Origin of the sequence: Candidatus Angelobacter sp. (assembly GCA_035607015.1) — a bacterium.
Classification (GTDB): domain Bacteria; phylum Verrucomicrobiota; class Verrucomicrobiia; order Limisphaerales; family AV2; genus AV2.
Genome location: DATNDF010000259.1, coordinates 1 through 12,116 on the forward strand (window position 1 = coordinate 1; position 12,116 = coordinate 12,116).

The following is a 12,116-nucleotide window of genomic DNA, read 5'->3' on the forward strand; positions in this document are numbered from 1 at the left end:
GCCTCCACCATCGCGCAGAAGGCAATGGAACAGGGCATGCGTACTCTGCGCCACGATGGCTGGAACAAAGTGAGGATGGGGCGCACCACGATCGAAGAAGTACTCCGCGTCACGCAGACCGAGGAACACATGAAAGGACTGGTGGAAGCCTGACGTGAAGACGCCCCGCTGGCATTCGTGCAACGTCCTTCAGTCCGGCGCCGAGGTCCGGCGGCTCTGGCAGTTTGCGACCGGCAACAGCCAGGTCGCCTTGAACGCGGAACAGCGTCTTGTCCCGCCCGCTCCCCTGCCCGCGCGCGTGATCGTCAAGGATTGGCGTGCCTTGTGGCAAAAAAAACTGAACATCGCCTGGCTGACGGCCGAGCAGGTTTTTTTGCGTGTCATTCACCTTCCGAAGTGCGAACCGGACGAGGTGCGCTCGATGGTCGAATTGCAACTGGAAAAAATCTCGCCACTTCCAGTCAACCAGATCGTCTGGAGTTTTGAACCGGTGCCTCACTCTGCCGGCGAACTGCAGACGGTAATTGTCATTATCGCCGAGCGCAGTGTCGTCGAGGATTTCCTCGGCAGACTGGAGAGCGCCGGTTATCTGGCCGACCGGCTGGAACTGCCTTTTTTGCACCAGTTGATGGCGACACCGATCAATGGCGACGGCGTCTGGATTTACCTCCAGCCTGCCGAGAACAAGACCCTCTGCCTAGCCGCCTGGTGGTACAGCGGCACCTTGCAACAGGTCAACCTGATGAATCTTTCCGCGGGCGGGGACGGCGCGGCCGCGCTCGGCGCCCAACTCAATCAGATCGCCTGGGCTGGTGAAATTGAAGGCTGGTTGACCTCGCCGCCGCGCTGGCGGCTCGTCGCCGATAAAGAGATTGCGGGCGTGTGGAAAACAGCTTTGCAGCAGGATGCGGACGAGGCCGTGGAACTGATGGCCCCGATGGCCGCGCCGGACCTGGCGGCACTGACCGCGCAACGGGCCGCGCGATCGGAAAGCAGGGCGAACCTGCTGCCGGCGGAGTTTTCCGCGCGTTACCAGCAGCAATTCATCGACCGGCTCTGGATGCGGGGTCTCGCCGGATTGGCGCTGGTTTACATCTTCGGCGTGTTGATTTACTTCGGAGCGCTCCAGGTCCTGAAGTATCAGACCGACAAGGTGCGGCAAGATGTGGCGCGATTGAGCGGCGCCTACACGAACGCCCTGCAAATGAAAGAGCGCGTGCGTGTCCTGCAGGAGCAGGTTGACCTCAAGTTCGCCGCGCTCGACTGCTGGAAAATTGCCTCGGAACTGCTGCCTCCGGAGCTGACTCTCAGCTCTTTCACCTTTTCCAAGGGCGAGAGGATCTCCTTGCGCGGCACTGCGTCTGCCGACGACCAGTCCAAGATCCCCGAATACAACAGCGCGATGAGCAAGGCAACCCTGGGCGGCGCGCCCTTGTTCACCCGTGTCAATCCGCCCAGCATCACCGTCAACGGAAACAACACGGCCACCTGGGGATTCGATTGTACGCTGCAACCCGGCCGGAACGAATGACCTCGCTGCTCGACAGATTGAATCTCAAGCCCCAGGAGCAGCGCCTGGTCGTCATGGCGTCGGCGGTGTTGTTTCTTGTCCTGCAATTCTGGCTGGTCTGGCCGCACTTCAAGGAATGGGGCCAAACCAAGGCCGCTTTGAAGAACTCCAAGGATACCCTCGCCCGGTATGCGACGGTGCTGGGGCAAACCAATGAGTATCGGGCCAGACTGGACAAACTCGAAAGCAGTCAGGGAGCCGGCCTGTTGACGCAGGACCAGATCGGCACCCTGTTGATCCAGCGCATTGGCGCACAGGCGCGCGACAGCAAGGTCAATTACAGCCGCATCAATGTCATGCCTCGAAGCAGCGCCTCCAATACCAACGAATTCTTCGAGGAACAGACCCTCGACCTCGGTGTTAATCCGACTGGTGACAAAGAATTGGTCGCTTTTTTGGTGGCCATCGGGAACAGCGATTTAATGGTCCGGGTCAGGGAATTGAATCTTAATCCTGACCCGGGCGGATTCAAACTGATGGGTTCCATGAAACTGGTTGCCAGTTTTCAGAGGCAGAAGTCGGTCGGTCCGGCGCCGGTCAGGCCAGTTGCCGCCGGGTCCGCCGCGCTCAGTTCAAACAAACGTTGAAGCGAATCAATATCAACTCACCCACCATCGTGAAGACAGCCCACGCTCTCGCGCTCCTTTTACTCCTGGTCGTTCAAACGCGGGCGCAGGCCCCGGCCGCTGCCGCGCCAGTCACCAATCCTCCGGCTGCTGCGGCCGCGGCGCCCGTTGCCGTGGCGCCAGCCAACCCCGTTGCCACCGACACGAATCTTGATGCCCGGCGCAAGGCTTTGTTGCAAAGCATCACCAACCGCGCCCCGCGCGTGAACGCCACCGTACCGGCTTTTCCATCACTGCCCGGACCTCCAGCAGCCGCGACGGCAGCACCGGCCCCGAGAGTCAACCCGCCCGCCAACGTGGCCGGGCAGACTGCACAGCAGACACCGGGAAACCCGGGAGCCGTGCCGTCCCCATTGCCAACGACGGCGGGCGTGGATCAGACCGACCGTGGGGAATTCTCGCTGAAGTTCTACAACGCGCCGGTCGATCAAATTTTCGAGAAGTATTCCGAAATTTCCGGGCGGACGGTGCTGCGGCCCGCGGCGTTACCTGCTGCGGCGGTAACCATCATCACGGCCACGCCGTTGACGCGCACGGAGGCCGTGCAGGCTCTTGATGGCGCGCTTTCGTTGAACGGTGTCACCATGATCCCGCAAGGCGAGAAATTCGTGAAAGCGGTCCAATCAGCCGAGGCCGCACAACAAGGAGCGGCGATCACGAAACTGAAAGACGGGCAATTTCCGGACGCCGAACAGTTCGTTACGCACGTGGTGCGCTTGAAGGCCCTCAAGGCGGGTGATGTGACTCAACTCCTGCAGCAGTTCACGAAAAACGCGGCCGGGGGCGTGGTTACCATAGACCCCAACAGCCAGATCCTCGTATTGAGGGATTATGCGTCCAACATTCGTCGAATGCTCGAGTTGATCGATCAGGTGGATGTCCCGGTCGAGTCCGACTACAAACTGGAAGTCATCCCGATCAGGTACGGCAAGGTCACCGACCTCTTCGATACGATGAATTCCCTGATTTCGGGCTCGGGTGGAGGTGGAAATGGAACGGCGGGCGCTCGCAACAGTAGTACCACGCAACGTCGCGCGGGACAATTGGGGGCCGGAGGTGCGACGAGCCCGTTCGGAACGGGAACCACGGGCAGATATGGCACTTCCCGCACCTCGGGCCTTTACGGCCAGCCGCAGGCGAACCAGCCGTTTCAACCTGTCGGCGGAGCGCCGGGCACTACGCCCGGCAATGCCAGTTTCCAGCAACGGCTGAATCAAATCGTCAACCGTGCTGCGGGCGCGTCGGAGCTGCAATTGCTGACGGACGCGCGTATCGTTCCGGACGAACGCTCCAATTCGCTCATCGTCTTCGCCAACAAGGAAGACATGAAGATGATCACCAACATCGTTTCCAAGGTGGACGTGTTGCTGGCGCAGGTGCTGATCGAAGGTGTCGTCTTGTCCGTCTCGCTGAACGACCAGCAAAACCTTGGTGTCAGCTGGCTCCAAAAGCCGGTCAGCTTCGGCAATAATTCCGTGGGTACCGGTGGGATCAACAACGGCCCCGGGTTTCTCACCAACATAACCGACATTGCCAGCTCACTCCCTTCCGGCTTCAGCTATTTCGGCAAACTGGGCCGGAATTTTGATGTTTCATTGTCGGCACTGGCCAGCGACAGCCGCACTCGCATCCTCCAGCGCCCGCGCATCCAGACATCCCATGCGACACCGGCAACCTTCTTTACCGGCTCAACCGTTCCGTTTGTCAGCGCAGTCGCCAATTACGCATATATCGGTTCGGGAACTCAATCCTCCACGATTGAACAGGTCCAGGTTGGCGTGACGCTGAACGTAACCCCATTCATCACACCGGACGGCCTCGTGGTCATGGACATCGACCAGGACATCAGTTCCATCGACAAGACAGTGACCATTGATGGTAATCCCGTACCTCAGACGGCCACCCGTCACGCCAGCGCCACACTGTCCGTACGCGACGGTGAAACGATCATGCTGGGCGGTTACATCGAGGACAACCGGTTAACCTCCAAGTCCGGTGTGCCGATCCTCAAGGATATCCCCGGCCTCGGCGCCTTGTTCCGCAGCAAGAACCACAATAACGACAGAAACGAGCTGCTCCTGCTCATGCATGTCAGCATCTTGAAAAATCCGGCCGACGCCAGTGCCCAGGTTGAGGCGGAGAAGGGCAAACTGCCCGGCATTTCCGACGCCGACAAGGAATTCAAAAAGACCGAGGAACAGAGCCTGAAAAAGGCGGGCCTGCCGCAAAGCAAACCTGACGTGCCGGCGAATAATCCCTGAACCCACCGGGCTGCTCACGCGGAAAATCCCACAGTCTGCTCTTGAGCAGACTGTTCGGGCCTGCGCTTCGCCAATTCTCCTTTGTGTGCTGCGTGGTCTTGGAACGAGGTAACGGACCGGGTTCGACGCGTCGTTTGGTGGATGACCCGCAAACAGAGGAAATCGAACCCGGACCGGATTGCTCTCTGAAAGCTCGTCCCTCTTGTGTTTTTTGCGAGCTCTGCTCCCGACGCGTGTTACTTGCCCGGGTGCCCCGGCAGTTGTGGCGAAGGAGCAGATGGGTTCTCCCCCTGGCCGGGAAGCGGCGGCAACGGCGGGAACGGGATGCCTTGCTGCTCGGCCTGTCTCTTCTGCACTTCCATCAGGACTCGCTGCACAGCCGGGTCAACCGGATTTTCCGTGACCTGTGTTTGCGTTTGGACCGGAGGTGTCCGTACGTTCCGTGCCGGTATCGTTCGAGACGTTGATGCCGGTTGAAATCCGTTCCTGGCCGCGACGTAAGGATTCACATTTGCCTGAGCAGCGGCAGTCTTGATGGCCGGCGGTGGCGTACCCGGCGCGGGAACGATTCCATGGGGATTGATTGGGACTCCGGGGACCGGTATCGCCGCGGGCGTCGGCAGGCCATTCTCTTTGAAATTGAGTTCCACGGGGGTTCCCGCGTTAAGGATTTTGACCGTGCTTTCCTTCTCGTTGATTTCCAGAACCTCGATGTCCCCCTGCTTTTCGTGCTCAGGAATGCTGAGATACTGCGGGTTTGGGTTTTTGCCGGGACCGGTCTGCGCGGGAATGACCATCCACGCCTTCAGCCCGGCAAAGTCCCTCGTGATGCCGCTCAATTTTATGTTGACCGGCGCGGGGGGTTGATTCGTTTGGACCGTGCTGATTTTTGGGGCGGGTTTGAGCCCGAACGCATTCCGGTCAATGATGACCTGGTAACGTTGATCCGGGGTCTCGGCCACATCCGCTCGAACCACGGCGCCCAATAGAAAGCCGCCCATCACCACCGCCAAAGGTCTGTCAACCCAGTTCATGCGTATAACATATTCCATGCTCCCATCAAACACCACTCGCGAATTTTCGTTGCGGCATTTGACGAGGGGAAATCACCTGTCAATACGCCGCCTGCACGCCTTTGACCGAGTGTTTTTTCATCCAGGGCATCAGTGATCGCAGCCGCGCGCCCACCTTTTCGATGGAGTGCCGTTCTCCTTTTTTGAGCAGCGCATTGTAACGCTTGTAACCTGTTTGATACTCCTTCACCCAACCTTTGGCGAACTTGCCGGATCGGATGTCCTTCAGCGCCGCCTTCATCCGCTTCTTCACGCTCGCATCGACGATTTTCGGGCCGACCGAGACATCGCCCCATTTGGCGGTCTCGGAAATCGAGAACCTCATACCGCTGATGCCCGCCTCGTTCATCAAATCGACAATCAGTTTCAATTCGTGCAGGCATTCGAAGTAGGCCATCTCCGGCTGGTAACCCGCCTCCACCAGCGTTTCGTAACCCGCCAGAATCAACGCGCTGGCGCCGCCGCAGAGAACCGTCTGCTCGCCGAACAAATCCGTTTCAGTCTCCTCCTTGAACGTTGTTTCAATCACGCCGGCACGCGTGCCGCCGATGCCTTTCGCCCACGCGAGCGCCACCTTTTTCGCCTGCCGGCTTGGATTCTGATACACCGCGATGAGCGAGGGCACGCCCTTGCCCTCGAGATACTGGCGCCGGACAATGTGACCCGGTCCTTTGGGCGCGACGAGTATGACATCCACGTTTTTCGGCGGAACAACTGTTTTGAAATGAATCGAAAACCCGTGCGAAAAAAGCAGCGTCTTTCCCGCGCTCAAGTTCGGCGCGATGTCTTTTTTGTACGCGGCCGACTGCTTCGTGTCGGGCAGCGCGACAAAAATCACGTCCGCGCGCCTTACCGCCTCGGCGGTTGGGAATACTTCAAAACCCTTTTCCTTCGCGACAGGAATGGATTTGCTTCCGTCATAAAGACCCACAATGACATTCATCCCGCTGTCTTTGAGGTTCAGCGCATGAGCGTGGCCTTGTGAGCCGAAGCCAAGGACCGCGAGCGTCCTGCCTTTCAGTTTGCTCAGGTCGGCGTCTTTGTCGGTGTAAACTTTTGCGGGCATTGTTTCGATCAGTGTTGAGGGTTGAGGTGAAACTGGAATCACTTCCGCGGCATGGCCACTTTGCCGGTGCGGGTCAAATCGAGGATGCCAAAGGTCTTCATCAGGTCGATGAACTTCCCGACCTTGTCTTCGCTGCCGGTGATCTCAATGGTCACGGTCTTGGGCTGCACGTCCACGATCTTCGCGCGAAAAATGTCCGTGATCTGCATGACCTCCGCGCGTGATTTGGCGTCCACGGACACCTTGGCCAGCACCAATTCGCGGTCCACATACTCACCCTCGCGAAAATCAATGACCTTGAGCACGTCCACAAGCTTGTTGAGCTGCTTCACGATCTGCTCCAGCGTCGCGTCGTCGCCGCGCGTGACGATTGTCATGCGTGAGGTGTTGGGATCCTGCGTTGGCGCGACGTTCAACGTGTCAATGTTGTAACCGCGGCCGCTGAACAACCCGGCGATGCGCGTGAGCACGCCGAATTTATTCTCCACCAGCACGGATATCGTGTGTCGCATAGATTCTCTCGCTCTGCTCGCAAGCCGGGGCGGACGCCTGTAAAATCAAAAACCCGCGTCCCAAACTGGAACTGCGGGCGACCTGCGAGCGTGCAACCAGGGCCTCAGGCCGCGTCAGTCAACGACGACTACGCTGGCAACCTGAACGGCGCTGATCAGTAAATTCATCGGCGCGCAAGGTAACAACCGGTCTGTTCAGGGTCAACAGGTTTTTCCCTCAGGTAAAAAAGGGATTGTTCGCCTTCTCCTGTCCAACCGTCGTCAGTGGTCCGTGGCCCGGACAGATCAGCGTGTCCGGCGGAAGCGTGAGAATCTGGTCCCGCACCTTCTGTTTCGCGAGAGAACCGAACTGTTTCGCCCCGCCCATCGACCCCGCAAAGATCGCGTCACCGACCACCGCCACGTGCGGCGCGTCTTCGGGCCAGGTCCCGATGACATAGGTGACGCCATCCTCCGCGTGGCCCGGCGTGTCACGGTTCGTGATCCGCAAACTCCCGAGCTGGATGAAGTCGTTGGCGCGGTTCCGATGCTGCGGCGGCGCGCTTTTCGCGCTGGTGTGCAGCCGGATCTTGGGAAACTTCGTCTGCACGGCGCTCATCCCTGCAATGTGATCCGCGTGGGTATGAGTAATGAACAAATGCCGGAGCTGCAGCTGGTTTTCTTCGACCAGGTTGAACACCTTCTCAGGATCGAAACCGGTGTCGAACAACGCGGCCTCGCGCGTCGCCTCATCCCATACGAGGTAACAGTGGACGGCCATGCCGCTGTCTTCGGTGGTGATCCACCGCAACTCCCGCCAGACACTCAAATCCGGTGGCTTCGGCAGCCAGCCGTTCGCAACCCGCTCGAGCTTGTCCGGGTGCAGATCAATCAGCGGCGCGAGAGTCTTGAAGTTCGAGCGCTTCGAAATCTTGCCGCTGTCCTCCAACGCAAGCAGTTCTTCGATGGTCAGTCCCGCGGCCTTCGCGGCGGCCTCTTCCGACACGTTGGTCATCTGCCGCGACTTCCGGACGATGTCACCCAAATGATCTTCCAGATTCATGGAACAGATGTTTAACGACTGGCCAGCGAAGGCGCAATCCGGTAGTGGTACAGTTTGAACTTTTTTAAGACCGAAGCAGATCGACCAAGAGACCGGCAATTCCGCAAACTAGGATTCCAGCTCCGCACCATCTCCAGATTTTTATATTTCGCTCGATCTTTTCCGGCGTGAGTTTTTCGCTTTTGAAGAAAAAGGTTGGGCGCACAATCGCTATGAGTCCAAAGATTATGAACCATACGAAAATAAGCTTGTTAGTCATTGTTGGTTTATGAATTTAAGAGATTCACGATTTTTTCCAAGCTCCAAACGTGATCGGAAACACCAGCCGGCATCGCCGGTGTGATTCGCAAGCTCTGGTGAATGCGTGCGAAATTGTAGTGCATGAAGTGAAGCGCAATCGCGGCCTCGTGGTTCTCGACCTTCTTGGAAAAGGCATTTGTAAGCCGTGTGAATCGGCGCATTTGCATCCGCATCGTGAGATTGTTTCGCTCAGTGTAGCTCGTTGAGACGTGGCGAACATCGGGAGCGCCACTAACAACCGCCTTGCGCGCCCCCATGCACTGAGCCGGGCTGTAACGCACTTCACTACCTTCTGGCGCTCCGCCATAAATTTTGATCAATTGCGCGAAGTCGATGTCTGAACCAAACGCATCCTCTACCGCTTCGACGTAGGCTCGGTGGCCGTCCGTTGTCAGTTGCACTCTTGAAGCCAACCGGCCTTTGAGATCGTGCATGAAATGGTAAGCGGCATAGGCGTCCCGCGTTCCGACGTACCAGCAGGGAACCAACTTCGTTTCCGCGTCCAAAGCCGTCCATGTCCAAACGTCGCCCCAACCTTTATCCGTTGAACAAACCTAAGCAAAGCCCGGCGCGATCCGCGCCCAGACTCCTAGCCGCCTTGTAATCCAGATCATCGAAGTTCCCAGACATGACAAAGCCCGCAGCAAACATTGCAGTAACGATGTAAACCTCGAATGGAAGCAACACCAAACGCCAGCGGCCTTCTCGGGAGTCGGGCAATATGTTTTTCATGGCGATTTCCTCAGACTCAACATTGGAAATCTAACTCTGCTGGAAGCAAGCTGCCAGCGGAGCAGTGCGCCTACTCTGGCGGAAACAAATACACCAGCGGCCGCCACGCGCGCAGACGCCAGTAAAATTCATTGTGCTGGCTCGTTTGCGCCTCCTTCCACTTGTCGCGACGGAGGCCCGCGCGTTCCAGTTCCGGTTCCGGCAACGGCTTCAAGTCAGTGTAGTGCAGCAAATCAACCTCGTCCTTCCAACCCATGCGCCGCAACTCACGCGCGACCGCATCGGTGTTTCGCCTCCCGTCATCACCGCCCGAAAAATCGCACACGCCGCTGTCGAGATAAATGCGTGTCGGTTTCGCCTTGCCGCGATACGAACCCAACACGTTCGCGAGAAAATTCGTTCGTTCGATCTGGAACGAACCCGACAGGCTGGCCGCCTTGCCAAAAACCTCCGGGTGCTCCCATGCCAGCGCCAGACTGCAAATGCCGCCCATGGACGAACCGAGGACGCCGGTGCTCTCCGGACCGGCCAGCGTGCGATACTCGCGGTCGATCTTCGGCTTCAGTTCCCCAATGAGGAACCGCGTGTATTTCTCATAGCGCGAATTATCGGCTGGCGCGGGCGGCAGCCGTTTCATGTCCTTCAGCTCGGATTCCGTGTAGCGACAGGCCGGACCGCGGTAATCCAGATACCTCTCCGCGCTGCAATCCACGGCCACCATGATGATCTCCCGCATCCTCCCGGCGGCGCAAAGCCCCGTGACCGTCCTGTCCAGTTCCCAATTCCCCCAGCCAAAGGCCACGTTGGTCCCCACGGTCGTGAAGGCATTTTGTCCGTCGTGAAGATAAAGAACCGGAAAACGCCGCGACGGGTCGCGCTCATAAGAAGGCGGCAGATAAATCCGCACCGTCCGATTCGTGCCAAAGCTTTGGGAGAACACCGGTCCTTCAAAGACCACCGGTCCTTGTGCGATACCCTGCATGTTCAAGGTCAAAGTCAGCAAAATCGCCGGAACGGTCAATTGCATATCGGAAAACGCCGTGAATGCTACCGCAACCCGGCAGTGTTCCAAGCCGGAACTGGATTGTTCTTTCCTTCGCCGATGCTACGTTGAGGCCGTGAACAGTCTCTTGCTTGCGGTTCTTGGCGCGCTCGCATCCACCAACCCGCCGGTGGCCTCCAACAATTTCGTCGTCCAAACAACCGGCGTTTCGACCAACGTCCCGGACCCGAACGACCCCGCTGAGAAGGAATACCAGAAACTTTTGGAGCAGGACGACGCCGCGCAGGAGGAGGTGGACAAATGGATTCACGACGACGCGGCCTTCCGTGAACAGGGCGCCGGCCTCGCCGAGGCCAGGTTGCGCGCGCGGGTCGAGGCGCGGCTCAAACCCGTGCGCGAGGCGTACGAGGATTTTCTGCGACGGCATCCCGCCCACGCGCGCGCTCACCTCGCGTACGGCAGCTTTCTGCATGACATCCATGACGAAGAAGCCGGGGTGGAACATTGGGAAAAGGCCCGCGAACTCGAACCAAAAAATCCCGCGGCGTGGAACAACCTGGCAAATCACTACGGCCATCGTGGTCCGGTGAAAAAGGCCTTCGAGTATTATGCCCGGGCGATTGAACTGAATCCGGCGGAGCCGGTTTACTACCAGAACTTCGCCACCACCGTTTTCCTTTTCCGCAAGGACGCGATGGAGTTTTACAAGATCGACGAGCAACAGGTTTTCAGCAAATCGCTCGAACTCTACCGGCAGGCGTTGAAGCTCGATCCGGAAAACTTTCTGCTCGCCACCGATCTCGCCAAGACCTACTACGGCATCAAACCGGTCCGAACCGCCGAGGCGATCGCCGCCTGGGAATACGCCTTGAAGGTCGCCCCCAACGACACGGACCGCGAGGGGGTCTATATCCATCTGGCGCGTTTCAAACTTAACGCCGGACGTTTCGACGAAGCCCGCAAGACACTCAACGCCGTAACCAATGAGATTTACACGGAGTTGAAAAAGCATCTCCTCAAAAACCTCGAACTGCAGGAACACGAAGCGAAGGGAACGAATGCGCCGCCCGTCAAGGACGCGAAATGAAGATGCGCGTTGTATGCGGCGGGACGCGACGGGAATGCCCGATCACCAGACTCCGTTTTTGGCCTCTGCATTGAACCAGGCGTCGTTCGGACCCTGGGGGTTCGGCGTGGCCGGCCAGATGTTTTTGCCGGCCAGTTCCGGTGAAAACCACTTCGACATCCTGACCGTGTAGGCGCTGCCCGAGAGTGAACCCAGCGGCGCGATACCGCCCACGTTGTCCATCTGGTCGCGGGGCCGCCGGTTGCCGGCGTGCCTTTGAGAGATTCCCTCGTGCGGCTGATTGCCCACATCATTGAACAGATACTGGTTCTCGCTCTCCGGGCCCTCCCAAAGGAGAATTCCTGTCGCGCGCAACGCGCTCAGTTTGAATTTGGATGTTTTCAGGGATACCGGCGGAGTCGCGTAAGCAATGATCGCCCCGTTCCAGACGTAACTGGTGATTTTGATCTGGCGCCGCTTGAAATCCGCCCCTCCCTTCGTCGAGCCCCGCTCAGCCAGGTCCTTGGGACAGGTCAACACTTTGACGTCCTGGACGTAGGGCGCCAGTTGACCGCGCTTGAAGGACTCCACCTGATTCGAAAGCGTTATTGGATCGCTCTTGCCGCCCCCGTCCACGATTTTCATGTCATGCGCCCAGTTGTCGCGATCCGGCGGAAAACCCCAGCTCGGATACGGCAAAAAATCCTCGTTGTCGCTCGCAAACATGTGCGCCGAAAGCATGATCTGCCGGATGTTGTTGAGATCATTGATCAGCAGGGCCTGGTCCTTGCCTTTGCTCAAAGCCGGCAGCAGCAGCCCGGCAAGAATGGCGATGATCGCGATGACCACCAGCAGCTCGATGAGC

The 12,116-nt window shown here is 58.5% G+C and carries 11 protein-coding genes and 1 pseudogene; 4 read left to right on the top strand and 8 right to left on the bottom strand.

Annotation, left to right across the window (positions count from 1 at the left end; all coding sequences use genetic code 11):
* Nucleotides 1-154 precede the first annotated feature (154 nt).
* The 3 genes from VN887_10425 to VN887_10435 are packed head-to-tail and all read left to right on the top strand — an operon-like array spanning nt 155 to nt 4,457.
* Nucleotides 155-1,531 carry a hypothetical protein gene (locus VN887_10425; GenBank protein ID HXT40426.1) on the top strand — a complete coding sequence of 459 codons (1,377 nt, stop codon included), beginning with the start codon at nt 155-157 and terminating at the stop codon, nt 1,529-1,531.
* Nucleotides 1,528-2,157: a hypothetical protein gene (locus VN887_10430; protein ID HXT40427.1), complete on the top strand. Its 630-nt coding sequence runs from the start codon at nt 1,528-1,530 to the stop codon at nt 2,155-2,157. Before VN887_10425 ends, VN887_10430 begins: the two co-directional genes overlap by 4 nt.
* The gene (locus VN887_10435; protein HXT40428.1) at nt 2,154-4,457 is read left to right on the top strand and encodes a secretin N-terminal domain-containing protein; all 2,304 of its coding nucleotides are present in this window, start codon (nt 2,154-2,156) and stop codon (nt 4,455-4,457) included. The genes VN887_10430 and VN887_10435 overlap by 4 nt, the downstream gene beginning before the upstream one ends.
* 236 nt (nt 4,458-4,693) lie before the next feature.
* Here the strand turns inward: VN887_10435 and VN887_10440 are convergent, their stop codons facing one another.
* The 7 genes and pseudogenes from VN887_10440 to VN887_10470 all read right to left on the bottom strand — a co-directional run bounded on the left by VN887_10440 (nt 4,694) and on the right by VN887_10470 (nt 10,209).
* Nucleotides 4,694-5,491, bottom strand: a complete 798-nt coding sequence (locus VN887_10440; protein HXT40429.1) for a hypothetical protein — start codon at nt 5,489-5,491, stop codon at nt 4,694-4,696.
* A gap of 79 nt (nt 5,492-5,570) precedes the next feature.
* Nucleotides 5,571-6,596 carry a ketol-acid reductoisomerase gene (gene ilvC, locus VN887_10445; GenBank protein ID HXT40430.1) on the bottom strand — a complete coding sequence of 342 codons (1,026 nt, stop codon included), beginning with the start codon at nt 6,594-6,596 and terminating at the stop codon, nt 5,571-5,573.
* A gap of 38 nt (nt 6,597-6,634) precedes the next feature.
* A complete protein-coding gene (ilvN, locus tag VN887_10450) occupies nt 6,635-7,108 on the bottom strand; it encodes an acetolactate synthase small subunit (protein HXT40431.1) in 474 nt (157 codons plus the stop codon).
* A gap of 217 nt (nt 7,109-7,325) precedes the next feature.
* Nucleotides 7,326-8,150 (bottom strand): MBL fold metallo-hydrolase, encoded by an 825-nt coding sequence (locus VN887_10455; GenBank protein ID HXT40432.1) that lies wholly within the window; start codon nt 8,148-8,150, stop codon nt 7,326-7,328.
* A gap of 266 nt (nt 8,151-8,416) precedes the next feature.
* A pseudogene (locus VN887_10460) lies at nt 8,417-8,980 on the bottom strand (IS1 family transposase).
* A gap of 7 nt (nt 8,981-8,987) precedes the next feature.
* Nucleotides 8,988-9,182 carry a hypothetical protein gene (locus tag VN887_10465; protein ID HXT40433.1) on the bottom strand — a complete coding sequence of 65 codons (195 nt, stop codon included), beginning with the start codon at nt 9,180-9,182 and terminating at the stop codon, nt 8,988-8,990.
* 70 nt (nt 9,183-9,252) lie between these two features.
* Entirely contained in the window at nt 9,253-10,209 is a 957-nt protein-coding gene (locus tag VN887_10470; GenBank protein HXT40434.1) for an alpha/beta hydrolase-fold protein, read from the bottom strand.
* Between the two features lie 91 nt (nt 10,210-10,300).
* On the opposite strand from VN887_10470, the gene VN887_10475 reads away from it, so the two are divergent.
* The gene (locus VN887_10475) at nt 10,301-11,272 is read left to right on the top strand and encodes a tetratricopeptide repeat protein (GenBank protein HXT40435.1); all 972 of its coding nucleotides are present in this window, start codon (nt 10,301-10,303) and stop codon (nt 11,270-11,272) included.
* Nucleotides 11,273-11,314: 42 nt separating this feature from the next.
* Here the strand turns inward: VN887_10475 and VN887_10480 are convergent.
* Nucleotides 11,315-12,116 (bottom strand): type II secretion system protein (locus VN887_10480; GenBank protein ID HXT40436.1); only part of this gene is annotated, 802 nt, incomplete at its 5' end.

Bases quoted from the DNA above. Each gene is read 5' to 3' on its own strand.
- VN887_10430 (HXT40427.1), top strand. From the start codon at position 1,528: ATGACCTCGCTGCTCGACAGATTGAATCTCAAGCCCCAGGAGCAGCGC.
- VN887_10440 (HXT40429.1), bottom strand. From the start codon at position 5,491: ATGAACTGGGTTGACAGACCTTTGGCGGTGGTGATGGGCGGCTTTCTA.
- ilvC (HXT40430.1), bottom strand. From the start codon at position 6,596: ATGCCCGCAAAAGTTTACACCGACAAAGACGCCGACCTGAGCAAACTG.
- ilvN (HXT40431.1), bottom strand. From the start codon at position 7,108: ATGCGACACACGATATCCGTGCTGGTGGAGAATAAATTCGGCGTGCTC.
- VN887_10455 (HXT40432.1), bottom strand. From the start codon at position 8,150: ATGAATCTGGAAGATCATTTGGGTGACATCGTCCGGAAGTCGCGGCAG.
- VN887_10465 (HXT40433.1), bottom strand. From the start codon at position 9,182: ATGAAAAACATATTGCCCGACTCCCGAGAAGGCCGCTGGCGTTTGGTG.
- VN887_10470 (HXT40434.1), bottom strand. From the start codon at position 10,209: ATGCAATTGACCGTTCCGGCGATTTTGCTGACTTTGACCTTGAACATG.